Origin of the sequence: Streptomyces sp. NBC_01351, assembly GCF_036237315.1 — a bacterium.
In the GTDB taxonomy this organism is placed as follows: domain Bacteria; phylum Actinomycetota; class Actinomycetes; order Streptomycetales; family Streptomycetaceae; genus Streptomyces.
The window spans coordinates 3939268-3955839 of sequence record NZ_CP108356.1; the positions used below are offsets into that span (position 1 = coordinate 3939268).

Here is a 16572-nt window from a genome sequence, read left to right on the forward strand (position 1 = left end):
CTCCGGAACCTGAGGGTGGGTCCGCCAGTGGCGTCTACTGGCGGGTCAATGAGCCCAACTCCCTTTGACCCGTAAGGGACACGCCCTCAGCCGAACAGCTGCCGTGCCACGTGCGACCCGAGATGTACGGCGCCCAGCCCGACCAGCACCGACGCCACCACGTTCGCGGCGGCCAGGAACTTCCAGCCGCGCTCCACGAGCCGCAGCGTCTCGTAGGAGAACGTCGAGTACGTGCTCAGCGCCCCGCACAGCCCGGTCCCCAGCAGCAGCACCAGCCGCGAGGAGGCCGCCCCGGCCAGCACCGCCCCGGTCAGCACCCCCAGCACCAGGCAGCCGGCCGCGTTCACCACGAAGGTCCCCCACGGGAACACCGAATCGTGGCGGGCCTGCACCGCCCGGTCCGTCAGATAGCGCAGGGGCGCACCGACCGCCGCCCCCGCCACCACGAGCAGCCAGTTCACCGCGCGGGCACCCGCCGGCCCCGCCCCCCGACGGCGAGGCGCGTCCCCGCGGCCGCCGCCCACACCGCGACCAGCGCCGCCACGACCGTGAGCCCGGCGTAGGACAGCGCGGTGCCGGCCTCGCCCTCGTCCAGGAGCCGCGAGAAGTCCGCCGCGTAGGCGGAGAAGGTGGTGAAGCCGCCGAGCACCCCGACCCCGGCGAAGGGCCGCACCAGCGGATGCGCGGACCGCCCGCCCTCACTGACCAGCACCATCAGCACGCCGATCAGCGCACACCCGGCCACGTTGATCCACAGGGTCGCCCACGGGAAGTCCCCGGGCCCGGCCGGCCACAGCAGGGAGATCCCGTACCGCGCCGAGGCGCCGACGGCCCCGCCCACCGCCACCGCCGCGAGCACCCGGCCCTGTGGCTCGGCGCGTTGCGCGGGCACGTGGAGGTCGACGTCCGGGTCGATGGCCTCGGCGCCGGGGGCCGGCTCGGTCACCCGTACCCCAGGGCGTGCAGCCGTTCGTCGTCGATCCCGAAGTGGTGGGCGATCTCGTGGACCACGGTGACCTCCGTCTCCGCGACCACGCTCTCCCGGTCCTCGCACATCCGCAACGTGGGGTTGCGGTAGATGGTGATCCGGTCCGGCAGCACCCCGGCGTACCACTCGCCGCGGTCGGTCAGCGGGGTCCCCTCGTAGAGACCCAGCAGCTCGGGGTCATCGGCCGGTGGTTCGTCCTCGACGAACACCGCCACGTTGTCCATCAGCCGCGTCAGCTCCGGCGGAATGCGGTCCAGGGCCTCTGCGACGAGCTCTTCGAACTCCTCGCGCGTCATCTCCAGCACCGGGTCATTGTCCCCCCGGTGGGGGCCCCTCCCGCTTGCGGGGGAGAAACCGTTTTGGCGATAGCTCCCCGGATCCCATATGCTTCTCACGTCCCCGACGCGCTGAGAAGTGCCCGGCGGGCCTTTAGCCCTCATCGTCTAGTGGCCCAGGACGCCGCCCTTTCAAGGCGGTAGCACGGGTTCGAATCCCGTTGGGGGTACGCATTACCGTGTGCGAGACTTGTCTCGCACATTGCAAGGTCCTGTGGAGCAGTTGGTTAGCTCGCCACCCTGTCAAGGTGGAGGTCGCGGGTTCAAGTCCCGTCAGGATCGCTGGAGCCGGAAACGGTTCCGTGGTCGGGTAGCTCAGTTGGTACGAGCGATCGCCTGAAAAGCGATAGGTCGCCGGTTCGACCCCGGCCCCGACCACAGTCAGGAAGGCCCCGTCCCTCGGACGGGGCCTTCCTTCGTTTCACTCCGTCTGCCGTGCCGCCGCGCGCTGCCGGACCGCCCCGCGCCGCCACTGGACCAGCCCGAAGGCCGCCGCCGCGGCGCCGATCAGCCCGAGCAGCGCCCAGTCCGGGACCGTGTCCGCCACCGACTGGACCCACGCCTCCACCGCGTACGAGTCGTCCACGTCCAGCAGCCCCGGCAGCGCGCTCGCCCCGTCGTAGACGAGGAACAGCGTGCCCAGGGTGATGAAGAACAGCCCGGACAGCAGCGAGGTGGTGTGCAGCTCGAAGCGGCCCACCGTGAAGACCCGTCCGCGCAGCCAGCGCCGCTTGCCGAGCTCGAACCGCTCCCAGAGCAGGGCCAGCAGGAAGAGCGGGACGGCCATCCCGAGCGCGTAGACGGCCAGCAGCAGGCCCCCGTAGACGGGGCTGCCGCTCACCGCCGCCACCGTCAGGACGCTGCCCAGGATCGGGCCCGCGCAGAAGCCGGCCAGGCCGTAGACCGCGCCGAGGGCGTACACCGACAGGGCGGTGGTCGGCCGGATCCTCCCGGAGAGCTCGGAGATCCGCTTCGAGGCGAAGCCGAGGCCCAGGATCTGGGCGGCGCCGAGCGCGATGATCAGCCATCCGCCCGCGAGGACGAGGGTGTCGCGGTTGCCGTGGAAGAAGCGGCCGGCATACGAACCGGCCGCCCCCAGCGGTACGAGGGTGCTCGCGAGGCCCGCGTAGAAGATCCCGGTGCGCGCGAGGAGCCGGGAGGCGGAGTCGATCGAGTACGCGAAGAAGGCGGGCAGCAGCAGCGCGCTGCACGGGCTGAGCAGGGCGAGGAGGCCGCCGAGCAGGGCCGCCAGGTAGCCGATGTCGGTCACTGCTGCGCGGCCGCCTTCGCCTGCGCCTCCGCGATGGCGGCCGTGAAGGCCGGGAGCGGCTGGGCGCCGGCGATCGGCTTGCCGCCCACCAGGAAGGAGGGGGTGGAGGTGACGCCGATGCGGTAGCCCTCGTCCTGGTCCTTCTTCAGGGCCGCCGCGGCCTGCTCCCCGGCCATGTCCGCCTTGAAGCGCTCCAGGTCGGGGACCCCGGCCTGGCGGGCCAGGTCCAGCAGGCGGTCCTCGGCGAAGCCCTTCTCCTTCGAGCCCTCGGCGTACGCGGCCGCGTGGAACTGCTGGAACCGGTCCTGCTGCCCCGCCGCCCAGGCGGCCTTGGCGGCGGCCTCCGACTCGGCTCCGAAGATCGGGAAGTTCCGCCACTCGATGCGGAGGGTGCCGTCCTCCACGTACTTCTTCACCAGTTCGGGCTCGGTGTCCCGGGCGAACTTGGCGCAGTAGCCGCACTTGAAGTCGGAGTACTCGATCAGCACGACGGGCGCGTCGGCGCGGCCCACGGCGAGCTTGTCGCCGGCCTCGCGGCGGGCGAGCGCCTTCAGCTGCGCGGCGGCGGGGTCGTTGGCGGGCGCGGTGGCGGTGGCGCCGGCCCCGGCGCCGCGGGATCCCCCCTCCTGCGGGGCCGTGGCCTGCCAGGAAACGAGACCGAGAGTGACGGCGGCCACGGCGACCCCGGCGGAGATGAGGAGGGGCTTGCGGGAGGAAGGAGAGGACATGCGGGTGCGTGCTCCAGAGCTACGGATGGTGGGGCGGACCGGCGGCGGTGGGGCCGGTGCGGGGGCGAGCCCGGTCGGTGCCGGGCCGGTGTGTGCGGCGGGCTGCGCGGGGGCGGGGTCGGGGGGTGTCGGCCCGGCCGGGGCCGGGCGCGCGCCGGGGCGTCTCCTCGGGCGTCGAACGTGTCGGGGGGTCGGTGGGCCGAGGGTGGTTGTGTTCGACGCCCTGCGGGGACGCCCCACCGCACACCCGGCCCCGTCCGAGCCTGCGGGGTCATCCCGGCGCGCGCCCCCGCATCACGGGCAGCTCCACCGGGCCGGGACGCCACGCTCCGCGGCGCGGGCTGCTCGGCATACGTGGGGCCTCTCACGGAACGGGGGTGGCGGACTCGTCCCGAAATCGTACGGGTCCACCCGACTAATGCGTTCGCCACCCGGAGGGGCCAGGTGAGATCCTCGATCAGGTATGTCTACTTCCTTCGCCGCCCTGCAGACGCTTCTCGGTGAGATCTCCCTCCGTGACGCGCACCGCCTCGGCCGCCGCCTCGAAGGCGCCCGCCGTATCCGCAAGCCCGAGGCCAAGCAGGCCGTGCTCGACGAGATCGCCGCGGAGGCCGCGAAGGCCGCCGAGCGGCTCGCCGGGCGTGCCTCGCGGAAGCCCGAGGTCACGTATCCCGAGAACCTGCCCGTCAGCCAGAAGAAGGACGAGATCGCCGAGGCGATACGCGACCACCAGGTCGTGATCGTCGCGGGCGAGACCGGCTCCGGCAAGACCACGCAGATCCCCAAGATCTGCATGGAGCTGGGCCGCGGCGTCCGGGGCATGATCGGGCACACGCAGCCCCGCCGGATCGCCGCCCGCACGGTCGCGGAGCGCATCGCCGAGGAGCTGAAGTCCGAGATCGGCCAGACGGTCGGCTGGAAGGTCCGGTTCACCGACCAGGTGGACCAGGACGCGACCTTCGTGAAGCTGATGACCGACGGCATCCTGCTCGCCGAGATCCAGACGGACCGCGAGCTGCGCGCGTACGACACGATCATCATCGACGAGGCCCACGAGCGGTCCCTGAATATCGACTTCCTGCTCGGCTACCTGGCCACGCTGCTGCCGAAGCGCCCCGACCTCAAGGTCGTCATCACTTCGGCGACCATCGACCCCCAGCGCTTCTCCCGGCACTTCGGGGACGCCCCGATCGTCGAGGTCAGCGGGCGGACGTATCCGGTGGAGGTCCGCTACCGGCCCCTGCTGGAGGATGATTCCGAGGAGAGCGACCGGGACCAGATCACCGCGATCTGCGACGCCGTCGACGAGCTCCAGGCGGAGGGCCCCGGCGACATCCTGGTCTTCCTCTCCGGCGAGCGCGAGATCCGCGACACGGCGGACGCGCTGATCAAGAAGAACCTGCGCTTCACCGAGGTGCTCCCCCTCTACGCGCGCCTCTCGCACGCCGAGCAGCACCGGGTCTTCCAGCAGCACACGGGGAGAAGGATCGTCCTCGCGACGAACGTCGCCGAGACCTCGCTGACCGTCCCGGGCATCAAGTACGTGATCGACCCGGGCAACGCCCGGATCTCCCGTTACAGCCACCGCACCAAGGTGCAGCGGCTGCCCATCGAGCGGATCTCGCAGGCCAGCGCCAACCAGCGCAAGGGCCGCTGCGGCCGTACCAGCGACGGCATCTGCATCCGGCTCTTCTCCGAGGACGACTTCAACGCCCGCCCGGAGTTCACGGACGCCGAGATCCTGCGGACCAACCTGGCCTCCGTCATCCTCCAGATGACCGCGGCCGGCCTCGGCGAGATCGAGAAGTTCCCCTTCATCGACCCGCCGGACCACCGCAACATCCGCGACGGCGTACAGCTGCTCCAGGAGCTCGGCGCGCTGGACCCGGCGGAGAAGGACCACAGCAAGCGGCTCACACCCATGGGCCGCCAGCTCTCCCAGCTCCCCGTGGACCCGCGCCTCGCCCGCATGGTCGTGGAGGCGGACAAGAACAACTGCGTGCGCGAGGTCATGGTCATCGCGGCGGCCCTGTCCATCCAGGACCCGCGCGAGCGGCCCTCGGACAAGCAGACCCAGGCCGACCAGAACCACGCCCGCTTCAAGGACGAGACCAGCGACTTCCTCTCGTTCCTCAACATGTGGCGCTACGTCCGCGAGCAGCAGAAGGAGCGCGGCTCGTCCTCGTTCCGCCGGATGTGCAAGCAGGAGTACCTGAACTTCCTGCGGATCCGCGAGTGGCAGGACATCTACTCGCAGCTGCGCACGGTCGCCAAGACCATGGGCATCCACGTCAACGAGGCCGACGCGCCCGAGACGAGCATCCACGTCTCGCTGCTGGCCGGTCTGCTGTCGCACATCGGGCTCAAGGACACCGACAAGAACGAGTACCTGGGTGCGCGCAGCGCCAAGTTCGCGATCTTCCCGGGCTCCTCGCTCTTCAAGAAGCAGCCGAAGTTCCTGATGTCGGCGGAGCTGGTGGAGACCTCGCGGCTGTGGGCCCGGGTCAACGCCAAGGTGGAGCCCGAGTGGGTCGAGCCGCTCGCCCAGCACCTGATCAAGCGCACGTACAGCGAGCCGCACTGGGAGAAGGACCAGGCGGCCGTGATGGCGTACGAGAAGGTGACCTTGTACGGGGTCCCGATCGTCGCCCAGCGGAAGATCAACTACGGGCGGATCGACCCCGAGGTCTCGCGCGAGCTCTTCATCCGCAACGCACTGGTCGAGGGCGACTGGCGGACCCACCACAAGTTCTACGCCGACAACCGCAAACTCCTCACCGAGGTGGAGGAGCTGGAGAACCGGGCCCGGCGCCGGGACATCGTGGTGGACGACGAGACCCTCTTCGACTTCTACGACCAGAAGATCCCCGAGCACGTGGTCTCCGGGGCGCACTTCGACTCCTGGTGGAAGCACAAGAAGCGCGAGGAGCCCGAACTCCTCGACTTCGAGCGCGAGATGCTGTTGACCGAGAAGGCGGCCGGAGTCACCAAGGCCGACTATCCGGACACCTGGCGGCAGGGGCAGCTGAAGTTCCGGGTGACCTACCAGTTCGAGCCGGGCGCGGACGCGGACGGCGTGACCGTCCACATCCCGCTCCAGGTGCTGAACCAGGTCACCGACGAGGGCTTCGACTGGCAGATCCCCGGGCTGCGGGAGGAGGTCGTCACGGAGTTGATCCGCTCCCTGCCGAAGCCGATCCGCCGGCACTACGTGCCCGCGCCGAACTTCGCCGGCCGCTTCCTGGACACGGCGGTTCCGCTGCAAGAGCCGCTGCCGGTCACCCTGGCTCGCGAGCTCCAGCGGATGGTCGGGGTCCCGGTCTCGGCCGAGGACTTTGACCTGACCCGGATCCCGGACCACCTGAAGATCACCTTCCGGATCGTCGACGAGCGCCGCAAGAACCTCGCCGAGGACAAGGACCTGGAGGCGCTGCGCCTGCGCCTGAAGCCCAAGGCCCGCCAGGCCCTCTCCAAGGCCGCCGCGGCCACCGCCGAGCGGGCGGGCGGGGAGTCGGTGGAGCGCACCGGGCTGACCGACTGGACGATCGGCACGCTGACCAAGGTCTTCGAGACCCGGCGGGCGGGGCAGCCGGTGAAGGCGTACCCGGCGCTGGTGGACGAGGGCGCGTCCGTATCCGTACGGCTCTTCGACACCGAGGCCGAGCAGCAGCAGGCGATGTGGCTGGGCACCCGGCGGCTCATCCTGCTGAACATCCCGGTGAATCCGGCGAAGTTCGCCTCGGACCACCTGACGAACCAGCAGAAGCTGGCCCTGTCGAGGAACCCGCACGGCTCCATCCAGGCGCTGTTCGACGACTGCGCCACCGCCGCGACCGACAAGCTGATCGCCGACCACGGCGGCCCCGCGTGGGACGAGGCGGGCTTCCGCAAGCTCTACGAGGCGGTCCGCGCCGACCTGGTGGACACCACCGTGCGGACGGTGAGCCAGGTCGAGCAGGTGCTGGCCGCCTGGCAGGCGTGCGAGCGGCGGCTGAAGTCCACGAGCAGCCTGGCGCTGGTCGCCAACATCCAGGACGTGAAGACGCAGCTGGCGACGCTCATGCCGGCCGGCTTCGTGACGCTCACCGGCCTGCGCAGGCTGCCGGACCTGATGCGCTACCTGGTGGCGGCGGACCGGCGGCTCCAGCAGATGCCCACGGGCGTCCAGCGCGACACCACGCGCATGGAGAAGGTCCACGAGATGCAGGACGAGTACGCCTGGCTGCTGGAGCAGCTCCCGAAGGGCCGGCCGGTGCCGTCCACGGTCACGGACATCCGCTGGATGATCGAGGAACTGCGGGTCAGTTACTTCGCGCACGCGCTCGGGACGGCGTACGCGATCTCCGACAAGCGCATCGTGAAGGCGGTGGACGCGGCGGCCCCGCCCTCGGCCCGGTGACCCGCTCCGTGATCGGGTTCGACTGCACCCCCTGAGCTGCGGTACAGTCTGATTCGCAGCCGCCGAGCGGCCGCAAATCGAGGACCTGTGGAGCAGTTGGTTAGCTCGCCACCCTGTCAAGGTGGAGGTCGCGGGTTCAAGTCCCGTCAGGTTCGCAGAAACGTCAGGGCCCGTATCCCCCAGGGGATGCGGGCCCTGACGCGTTGACGGGCACGGACGTTCGGGAGGGCTTGGGCTTCCAGGGGCCTCTGGGGCGCCCCAGAGGCCCGGAGGTCGCCTTGGGGGGTCGCGGAGGCGTGCGGGGGCTTCAGGGGGCCGCATAGGCCCTCGCCCGGGCGCATGAATCCTCATCGAGGGGTGCGGTACCGACCGGTCGGGTCGCAATCCCCCTTCCGGCCCCTCTTCCGCCCTCCGCCCGGGCCGGGTGGTCCCGAGAATCCCTCGTTCGCATGATGCGCCCCGTCGCGCACGTCCCCTTACGGGGTGCATTGCCGGGAATACAAGAGTGATCATCTGTGACGGGAGTCACCACACGAGTTTTTGAGACTCGCACATTTATCGCACCCCTACGCGACCTCGATTTAATATGTGCAATGGCACCCACTCCGCCGGCGCCGCCCGATCGGCCCTATAGACCCCTGACCAGCGCATAAAAAAAGATCGCGCTGGACCCGGCGGAGTCCAGCGCGATCGAACGATGTGAGCCTGTTGGGGCAGGATCCATCGCATGAAGCCATGTGGGTTTCATCGGATTGGGGGACCCGATATAGACCCGTTAAAACAGAGTGCTGCGGAACCTCAGGCCTCGCTGCGCTGCTGCGGAATTCCCGCAAGCAGTGCGCGAACCTCGGCCTCGCGGTAACGGCGGTGTCCACCCAGGGTGCGGATGGACGTGAGCTTGCCAGCCTTGGCCCAGCGGGTGACCGTCTTCGGGTCCACGCGGAACATCGTGGCAACCTCAGCCGGGGTCAGCAGCGGCTCGGCATCAGGGGTGCGAGCGGTCATGAGCGGCCTCCTCGGGAGAACCGAACCATCTCGGTTCTTTCCTCTAAATTCTGCACCTTGGCCCGCGTTGCCCGAAATGGACATACGCGGGCCGAGTCGGTTATAGGACGAACGGCTTGTCCTCGGCACTACAACTACACCATCCGTCCAGCCCCAAGGGCCAAACCGACGGAATTGCCCTCCGAGGTGTTCATCAGCGACGGAAGCCGATGGACCGCCCCATAACGGACAGTCACCCCACCGTGACGATCAGTCACAGAACAATCAGGAGTCGTCAGACCCCCCGTAGAGCGCAATGCCGAGCATTCCGCCCGTAGTTGGGCGGAAGGAACCCTCCCCGGACTCCTTGTCCTATTTTGGCACGAGGGTAGGGGAAGGGCGCAAGGGTGTAGTTAGTGCGGTCCGTCACGCTTGGGCCAATGGCCCGTATCGGGACGTAGGTCCTGGCACTACGTCCCGAATGCCATGATCAGGCCTCTGATCAGCGACTTGTGGCCGATCGACCGATACGCACCGGTACGGGAAGGGGCTCCGGAGGGCTCCGCGGGGGCCGAGGAGCCGTGGAAGATTCCCGTCACTAATTCGCGAAGAGCCGCTCCCGGACCGCCCTCCAGCGTTCCGCCAACACTTCATAAGCGTCAGCCGCCCCGCTGGTGTCACCCGCCCGCAGTGCCGCGACCCCCTCCGCCAGCTCTCCCGCCGACCGGTCGGCCTCCAGGCGGTCCGCCGGCAGCGCGTGCAGCAGCCCTCCGTAGTCCAGCTCGACCATCGACTTCGGGTGGAACTCCTCCAGCCAGCTCCCGACCTCCACCAGGCCGTCGGCGAGCATCGCGTACCCCTCCGCCTCGCGCAGCGTCCGCAGCGTCCGCGCGAGACGGCGCCGCGCCTGCACCATCGGCGTCCGGTAGCGCAGCAGCTCGCCCGGCAGGTACTCCCGCTCCTCGTCGGCCACCAGGACGAACCAGCGCAGCGGGACCTGCCACACCCCCGTGCGGATCCACGGCCGCGCGTCCGGGTTCCGCTCGCGCCAGCGCTCGTACTCCTCGGTGGTCCGGCGGCGGGCCGCCGCCGGGAGCGCCGCGTCGAGCACCGGGAGCGGGAACCACTCCTCCAGCTCCTGGAGCGCCAGCCAGCCCCGCAGCCTGGTCCGCCACGGGCAGACCAGCAGCATCCCGTCCACCTCCGCCGTGAAGGCGTCCGCGCTCTCGTGGGCGGGCACCCCCACCACGGGGACCCGCACCAAGTCGGTGAGCGACCGGCGAAGTTCGTCCTGCGCGGTCGGCGTCACCCCGCGCCGGGCGTAGTCCGCCCAGTGCGCGCGCTCCGCTTCGGGGAAGGCGGCGAGGGGCTCGTAGACGCGCAGGTAGGAGGCGTACGGAACGGTCGGCGCCGGGCGCACGGAGGGCAGCGGGGGATCCGGGGTTTCGCTCACGCTGTCGTACTCCCCCGGGCGGCCCCGGCGTACTCCGGCCGCCCCCTCGTACTCCGGGAGGGTTCCGATCTCTGGACAGGTCGCCTGCGCGCGCCCCGCAGGTCTTACGCTGCTCCCAGCACGCCCTCCCCCACCCGCAGGGCGGGCGTGAAATCCGCCGCATCTCTTCCATGGGAGTCACCACCGTGACCGAAATGACCGACGGCGTCCTGCACACCCTGTTCCGCTCGGAGCAGGGTGGCCACGAGCAAGTCGTGCTGTGCCAGGACCGCGCCTCCGGCCTGAAGGCCGTCATCGCCATCCACTCCACCGCCCTGGGCCCCGCCCTCGGCGGTACGCGCTTCCACGCGTACGCCTCCGACGAGGAGGCCGTCATGGACGCGCTCAACCTCTCGCGCGGCATGTCGTACAAGAACGCCCTCGCCGGTCTCGACCTGGGCGGCGGCAAGGCCGTGATCATCGGCGACCCGGACGTCATCAAGTCCGAGGAACTGCTGCTGGCCTACGGCCGGTTCGTGGAGTCCCTCGGCGGCCGCTACGTGACGGCCTGCGACGTCGGCACCTACGTGGCCGACATGGACGTCGTGGCCCGCGAGACCCGCTGGGCGACCGGCCGGTCCCCCGAGAACGGCGGCGCGGGCGACTCCTCGGTCCTCACCGCCTTCGGCGTCTTCCAGGGCATGCGCGCCAGCGCCCAGCACGTGTGGGGCGACCCGACCCTGCGCGGCCGCAAGGTCGGCGTCGCCGGCGTCGGCAAGGTCGGCCACTACCTGGTCGAGCACCTGCTGGAGGACGGCGCCGAGGTCGTGATCACCGATGTGCGCGAGGAGTCCGTGCAGCGGATCCTCGACAAGCACCCGGGCAAGGTCACCGCCGTCGCGGACACCGACGCGCTGATCCGTGTCGAGGGCCTGGACATCTACGCCCCCTGCGCGCTCGGCGGCGCCCTGAACGACGACTCCGTGCCGGCGCTCACCGCCAAGATCGTCTGCGGTGCGGCCAACAACCAGCTCGCCCACCCGGGCATCGAGAAGGACCTGCAGGACCGCGGGATCCTCTACGCCCCGGACTACGTGGTCAACGCGGGCGGCGTGATCCAGGTCGCCGACGAGCTCGTCGGTTTTGACTTCGACCGCTGCAAGGCCAAGGCCACGAAGATCTTCGACACCACCCTGGAGATCTTTGCTCGCGCGAAGACGGACGGCATTCCGCCGGCCGCCGCGGCCGACCGGATCGCGGAGCAGCGGATGGCCGACGCCCGCACCGCCCGCGCGGTCTGACCCTTCGCAGGGCACTTGGGCGCGCCCGCCGGGGTGCGGGGAGACAGAACTCACTGCACTTCGGCGGGTCGCGGGCCCGGAAAGCGTTAAAATCGCGGTTGACCAGCGAGGACGGGGCGCCTTGTTGGTTCTGCACCGGGGCGTGTCACGCGGGCGGCGTACCGTATGGCCGCGGAAGCAGGTACCGTTAAACCCCTACGGACGGTCTCTCCACGGAGAGCCCGCTCCGAACCATGAACGCGTGTCAGACTCTGGGGCCGTCGAGCCCCGTCACCGAGGGGGTCGAGCCATGGGGCGCGGCCGGGCCAAGGCCAAGCAGACAAAGGTCGCCCGCCAGCTGAAGTACAACAGCGGCGGGACTGACCTCTCGCGTCTGGCCAATGAGCTGGGCGCATCGCCGACAGAGCCGCTGCCTATCAGCGAGCCGGTCGAAGTCGATGACGATCTGGACGACGACGACCCGTACGCCAAGTACGCGGATCTGTACAACAGCGATGACGACGACGAGGACGAAGAGTCCGGTCCGTCGGCACAGCGTCGCGGGGCTTGACGCTCCAGGGCGTCTGCACCACAGGTCAAAGACTGAAACCCGGTCCAGGGCATAGCCCCGGGCCGGGTTTCAGTGCTGCTCAGCTCGCGTAGGAACCGGTGAGGGTCGCACCCTCGGTACGGTCGCCGCGGTCGAGGATCTCCCCGGCCACCCAGGCGTCGACACCCCGGTCGGCCAGTGCGGTCAGCGCCACGTCCACCGACTCCTGCGGAACGACGGCCATCATGCCGACGCCCATGTTCAGGGTCTTCTCCAGCTCCAGCTGCTCCACCTGCCCGGCCTTGCCGACCAGGTCGAAGATCGCGCCGGGGGCCCAGGTCGCACGGTCGACCGTGGCGTGCAGGTGGTCCGGGATGACCCGGGCCAGGTTCGCGGCGAGGCCGCCGCCGGTGATGTGCGAGTACGCGTGGACCTCGGCCGTACGGGTGAGGGCCAGGCAGTCCAGCGAGTAGATCTTGGTGGGCTCCAGGAGCTCCTCGCCGAGGGTGCGGCCGAGCTCCGCGATCTCCTGCTCCAGGGACATCCCGGCCCGGTCGAAGAGGACGTGCCGGACCAGCGAGTACCCGTTCGAGTGAAGGCCGGACGAAGCCATCGCGATGACGGCGTCCCCCGTACGGATACGATCCGCGCCCAGCAGGCGGTCGTACTCGACGACACCGGTGCCGGCGCCCGCCACGTCGAAGTCGTCCGGCCCCAGCAGACCCGGGTGTTCGGCGGTCTCGCCGCCGACCAGGGCGCAGCCGGCGAGGACGCAGCCCTCGGCGATGCCCTTGACGATGGCCGCGACACGCTCGGGGTGAACCTTGCCGACGCAGATGTAGTCGGTCATGAAGAGCGGTTCGGCGCCGCAGACGACGATGTCGTCCATGACCATCGCGACCAGGTCGTGGCCGATGGTGTCGAACACGCCCATCTGGCGCGCGATGTCGACCTTGGTGCCGACCCCGTCGGTGGCGGAGGCGAGCAGCGGGCGCTCGTAGCGCTTGAGGGCAGAGGCGTCGAAGAGGCCGGCGAAGCCGCCGAGGCCGCCGAGGACCTCGGGGCGCTGCGTCTTCTTCACCCACTCCTTCATCAGCTCGACGGCGCGGTCTCCCGCTTCGATGTCCACACCCGCGGCTGCGTAGCTGGCACCGGTGGTCTTCTCTGTCATGACAGGAGAGAGCTTTCGTGTCGTTACTGCGATTGGTGCCGGGCCCTGGGAGAAGCCTCAAAGACAGGGCCCGGCGCAGGTTCAGCCTGGGTCCCCCGGACAGAGTCCGGGGGAGGTGGAGCCGCGGACTACGGGCGGCGGAGCGCGTCGGCCGCGTCCGTGCCGCCGGCCAGCTCGCTCTCCAGCAGCTGCTTGCCCAGGAGCTGCGGGTCGGGCAGCTCCATCGGGTACTCGCCGTCGAAGCAGGCACGGCAGAGGTTGGGCTTCTGGATCGTCGTCGCCTCGATCATCGAGTCGAGCGAGATGTACGAGAGCGAGTCCGCTCCGAGCGACGTGGCGATCTCGTCGACCGTCATGCCGTTGGCGATCAGCTCGGCCCGGGTGGCGAAGTCGATGCCGAAGAAGCACGGCCACTTCACCGGCGGCGAGGAGATCCGGATGTGGACCTCGGCCGCGCCGGCCTCGCGGAGCATCTTGACCAGGGCGCGCTGGGTGTTGCCGCGGACGATCGAGTCGTCGACGACCACCAGGCGCTTGCCCCGGATGACTTCCTTGAGGGGGTTGAGCTTGAGGCGGATGCCGAGCTGGCGGATCGTCTGCGAGGGCTGGATGAAGGTCCGGCCCACGTAGGCGTTCTTGACCAGGCCGACGCCGTACGGAATTCCGCTGGCCTCCGCGTAGCCGACGGCGGCGGGCGTGCCCGACTCCGGCGTCGATATCACCAGGTCGGCATCGGCCGGGGCTTCCTTGGCCAGGCGCCGGCCCATCTCGACACGCGAGAGGTAGACGTTCCGGCCGGCGATGTCGGTGTCCGGGCGCGCCAGGTAGACGTACTCGAACACGCAGCCCTTGGGCTTCGCTTCCGCGAATCGAGAGGTCCGCAGACCGTTCTCGTCGATCGCGATGAGCTCGCCCGGCTCGACCTCGCGGACGAAGCTGGCTCCGCAGATGTCGAGGGCGGCGGTCTCGCTCGCGACCACCCAACCGCGCTCGAGGCGGCCGAGGACCAGCGGGCGGATGCCCTGCGGGTCGCGGGCGGTGTAGAGGGTCCCCTCGTCCATGAAGACGAGCGAGAAGGCGCCCTTGACCTGAGGCAGGACCTTGGCGGCCGACTCCTCGATGGTCAGGGGCTTGCCCTCGTCGTCGGTCTGGCCGGCGAGGAGGGCGGTCACGAGGTCGGTGTCATTGGTGGCGGCCACCTGGGTGGCTCGGCCGTCCTGACGCGGGAGGTCGGCGACCATTTCGGCGAGCTCGGCGGTGTTCACCAAGTTGCCGTTGTGACCCAGGGCAATGGAGCCGTGGGCGGTCGCACGGAAGGTGGGCTGAGCGTTCTCCCAGACGGAGGCCCCGGTGGTCGAGTAGCGGGCGTGACCGACCGCGATATGACCTTGGAGCGAGCCGAGGGAGGTTTCGTCGAAGACCTGGGAAACAAGTCCCATGTCCTTGAAGACGAGGATCTGGGAGCCGTTGCTCACAGCGATTCCCGCGGACTCTTGTCCGCGGTGCTGCAATGCATACAGTCCGAAGTAGGTGAGCTTGGCGACCTCTTCACCCGGAGCCCAGACACCGAAGACGCCGCAAGCGTCCTGGGGGCCCTTTTCGCCGGGGAGCAGGTCGTGGTTGAGTCGTCCATCACCACGAGGCACAACACCGAGTGTAGGCGAGATCGACCACTGGTCCGAATTCGCGCCGACCGGGAAATGTCACAGCACAGAGGGTGACGGAACACCCCCGTCTCGGTATTCGGATGCCCTTGTTGACATCCACAACAGCGTTCGTACAGGCTCTCGACCCATGCAGCCTCCCGGTGACCGTTCCGTCACCCTCGTAGAGCGCCGCCACGTAGACCTGGTCCGTGTCGCGAGCGCCATCTGTCGCTGTTCTGCGTAGCCACAACTCTTTCTCCCCCTTTCACATTTCTGCTCCGCCGAGCCCTGCCCTGCCGTGCCGCGCGCCGTCCCGCGCCCGCCCGGGGCGGGTGGGCGGGCTGTGCCTTGGAGTACCTGTGTCTTCGTACGAATCCAACCTGTCCCGGCGTGCCTTCGGTGGCGCCGTCGGAGTGACCGCCGCCGCCGCGGCCGTGGGTCTCGGCGGGGCCGCGCCGGCCCAGGCCGCCGAGTCCCCGTCGGCCGGAGCGGAGCGGGAGTTCCGGGCCGCGCGGGGGCGGCATTCGCGGCGCCCGAACATCCTGTTCATCCTCGGTGACGACCTGGGCTGGGCCGACCTGTCCTCGTACGGGTCACCGCACATCAAGACCCCGAACCTGGACCGTCTCGCCAAGCAGGGCGTCCGCTTCACCGACGCCTACTCCGGCTCCGCGACCTGCTCCCCGACCCGGTTCAGCCTGTACACCGGGCGCTACCCGGGCCGCACCAAGGGCGGGCTGGCCGAGCCGATCGCCGACAAGTCGGTGGGCCTGGAGCCGACGCACCCGACGCTGGCCTCGCTGCTGAAGGAGTCCGGCTACGCCACCGCGCTGATCGGCAAGTGGCACGCCGGCTACCTGCCGGACTACAGCCCGACCAAGTCCGGCTGGGACGAGTTCTTCGGCAACTTCGGCGGGGCCCTGGAGTACTACTCCAAGCTGGGCCTGGGCGGCGAGTACGACCTCTACGAGGGCGACGCCGAGTACAAGGACCTGCGCTACTACACGCGGATCATCACGGAGCGGGCGAGCGAGTACGTCGCACGCGACCACGGCGGCAAGCCGTGGCTGCTGAACCTCAACTTCACCACCCCGCACTGGCCGTGGATCGCCGACGGGGACACCGAGGAGAGCGCCGAGATCGTCCGGCGGATCAAGGCGGGCGACGGCCGCGCCCTGTGGCACTCGGACGGCGGCTCGGTCGCGAAGTACAAGGAGATGGTCGAGGACCTGGACCGCTCGATCGGCGAGGTGCTGCGCGCCCTCGACCGCTCCGGGCAGGCCCGCGACACGATCGTCGTCTTCTCCAGCGACAACGGCGGCGAGCGCTTCTCGTACAACTGGCCCCTCGCCGGGAACAAGGCTTCGCTCCAGGAGGGCGGGATCCGGGTGCCGAACGTCGTGCGGTGGCCCGCGCGCCTCGACGGCGGCCAGGTCAGCCACGTCCCGGTGTTCAGCCCGGACTGGACGGCGACCCTGCTGGAACTGGCCGGTACCCGGCCGCACCCGGCGTACCCGCTGGACGGGGCGAGCCTGGCCGGGTACCTGCTGCGCGGGGAGAAGGTCGCCGAGCGGAACCTGTTCTGGCGGGTGCGCGGCGAGCGGGCGCTGCGGCGCGGCGACTGGAAGTACTACCGCGGCAAGTCGGGCCGGGACCAGCTGTTCAACCTGGCCGGCGACATCCGCGAACAGGCCGACAAGGCCGCCGTGGAGCCGGCCCGGCTGGCGGAACTCCGGGCTGCCTGGGAGGGCGTGAACGCGGGACTGCTGCCCTACCCGGGCTGATCCCG

General features: G+C 69.9%; 14 protein-coding genes and 4 tRNA genes. 9 read left to right on the plus strand and 9 right to left on the minus strand.

Annotated elements, in window-relative coordinates:
• Window positions 1-86 precede the first annotated feature (86 nt).
• The 3 genes from crcB to OG625_RS18000 are packed head-to-tail and all read right to left on the minus strand — an operon-like array spanning window position 87 to window position 1293.
• Window positions 87-461: a fluoride efflux transporter CrcB gene (crcB, locus tag OG625_RS17990; protein WP_329381770.1), complete on the minus strand. Its 375-nt coding sequence runs from the start codon at window positions 459-461 to the stop codon at window positions 87-89.
• Window positions 458-946, minus strand: a complete 489-nt coding sequence (locus OG625_RS17995) for a FluC/FEX family fluoride channel (protein WP_329381773.1) — start codon at window positions 944-946, stop codon at window positions 458-460. The genes crcB and OG625_RS17995 overlap by 4 nt, the downstream gene beginning before the upstream one ends.
• Complete coding sequence (locus tag OG625_RS18000; protein WP_030012899.1) at window positions 943-1293, minus strand: metallopeptidase family protein; 351 nt, start codon at window positions 1291-1293, stop codon at window positions 943-945. The genes OG625_RS17995 and OG625_RS18000 overlap by 4 nt, the downstream gene beginning before the upstream one ends.
• A gap of 127 nt (window positions 1294-1420) precedes the next feature.
• Between OG625_RS18000 and OG625_RS18005 the strand changes: the two genes are divergently transcribed.
• The 3 genes from OG625_RS18005 to OG625_RS18015 all read left to right on the plus strand — a co-directional run bounded on the left by OG625_RS18005 (window position 1421) and on the right by OG625_RS18015 (window position 1701).
• A tRNA-Glu gene (locus tag OG625_RS18005) sits at window positions 1421-1493 on the plus strand.
• A 38-nt stretch (window positions 1494-1531) separates the two neighbouring features.
• A tRNA-Asp gene (locus OG625_RS18010) sits at window positions 1532-1605 on the plus strand.
• 22 nt (window positions 1606-1627) lie between these two features.
• Window positions 1628-1701: transfer RNA gene (locus OG625_RS18015), tRNA-Phe, on the plus strand.
• Between the two features lie 43 nt (window positions 1702-1744).
• On the opposite strand, the gene OG625_RS18020 is transcribed toward OG625_RS18015, so the two are convergent.
• Together OG625_RS18020 and OG625_RS18025 are read right to left on the minus strand one after the other, a co-directional pair.
• Complete coding sequence (locus tag OG625_RS18020) at window positions 1745-2593, minus strand: cytochrome c biogenesis CcdA family protein (protein WP_329381776.1); 849 nt, start codon at window positions 2591-2593, stop codon at window positions 1745-1747.
• Window positions 2590-3321 (minus strand): DsbA family protein, encoded by a 732-nt coding sequence (locus tag OG625_RS18025; RefSeq protein ID WP_329381779.1) that lies wholly within the window; start codon window positions 3319-3321, stop codon window positions 2590-2592. The genes OG625_RS18020 and OG625_RS18025 overlap by 4 nt, the downstream gene beginning before the upstream one ends.
• A 463-nt stretch (window positions 3322-3784) precedes the next feature.
• On the opposite strand from OG625_RS18025, the gene hrpA reads away from it, so the two are divergent.
• Together hrpA and OG625_RS18035 are read left to right on the plus strand one after the other, a co-directional pair.
• Window positions 3785-7720 carry an ATP-dependent RNA helicase HrpA gene (gene hrpA / locus OG625_RS18030; RefSeq protein WP_329381782.1) on the plus strand — a complete coding sequence of 1312 codons (3936 nt, stop codon included), beginning with the start codon at window positions 3785-3787 and terminating at the stop codon, window positions 7718-7720.
• An 81-nt stretch (window positions 7721-7801) separates the two neighbouring features.
• A tRNA-Asp gene (locus OG625_RS18035) sits at window positions 7802-7875 on the plus strand.
• Window positions 7876-8518: 643 nt separating this feature from the next.
• Here the strand turns inward: OG625_RS18035 and bldC are convergent.
• Window positions 8519-8725 carry a developmental transcriptional regulator BldC gene (gene bldC / locus OG625_RS18040; RefSeq protein ID WP_003949541.1) on the minus strand — a complete coding sequence of 69 codons (207 nt, stop codon included), beginning with the start codon at window positions 8723-8725 and terminating at the stop codon, window positions 8519-8521.
• 577 nt (window positions 8726-9302) lie between these two features.
• Window positions 9303-10157 carry a hypothetical protein gene (locus tag OG625_RS18045; protein ID WP_329381785.1) on the minus strand — a complete coding sequence of 285 codons (855 nt, stop codon included), beginning with the start codon at window positions 10155-10157 and terminating at the stop codon, window positions 9303-9305.
• Window positions 10158-10342: 185 nt separating this feature from the next.
• On the opposite strand from OG625_RS18045, the gene OG625_RS18050 reads away from it, so the two are divergent.
• Window positions 10343-11437, plus strand: coding sequence for a Leu/Phe/Val dehydrogenase (locus OG625_RS18050; RefSeq protein ID WP_329381788.1), 1095 nt, complete (start codon window positions 10343-10345; stop codon window positions 11435-11437).
• A 289-nt stretch (window positions 11438-11726) separates the two neighbouring features.
• Complete coding sequence (locus OG625_RS18055; RefSeq protein ID WP_031141582.1) at window positions 11727-11987, plus strand: DUF3073 domain-containing protein; 261 nt, start codon at window positions 11727-11729, stop codon at window positions 11985-11987.
• 79 nt (window positions 11988-12066) lie between these two features.
• On the opposite strand, the gene purM is transcribed toward OG625_RS18055, so the two are convergent.
• Complete coding sequence (gene purM / locus OG625_RS18060; RefSeq protein WP_329381794.1) at window positions 12067-13137, minus strand: phosphoribosylformylglycinamidine cyclo-ligase; 1071 nt, start codon at window positions 13135-13137, stop codon at window positions 12067-12069.
• 128 nt (window positions 13138-13265) lie between these two features.
• Window positions 13266-14783, minus strand: a complete 1518-nt coding sequence (gene purF, locus OG625_RS18065) for an amidophosphoribosyltransferase (RefSeq protein WP_329381797.1) — start codon at window positions 14781-14783, stop codon at window positions 13266-13268.
• A 148-nt stretch (window positions 14784-14931) separates the two neighbouring features.
• On the opposite strand from purF, the gene OG625_RS41455 reads away from it, so the two are divergent.
• Both OG625_RS41455 and OG625_RS18070 read left to right on the plus strand, forming a co-directional pair.
• Complete coding sequence (locus tag OG625_RS41455) at window positions 14932-15027, plus strand: putative leader peptide (protein WP_443067733.1); 96 nt, start codon at window positions 14932-14934, stop codon at window positions 15025-15027.
• A gap of 115 nt (window positions 15028-15142) precedes the next feature.
• Window positions 15143-16567, plus strand: coding sequence for a sulfatase-like hydrolase/transferase (locus tag OG625_RS18070; protein WP_329381800.1), 1425 nt, complete (start codon window positions 15143-15145; stop codon window positions 16565-16567).
• The last annotated feature ends 5 nt before the right edge of the window (window positions 16568-16572 follow it).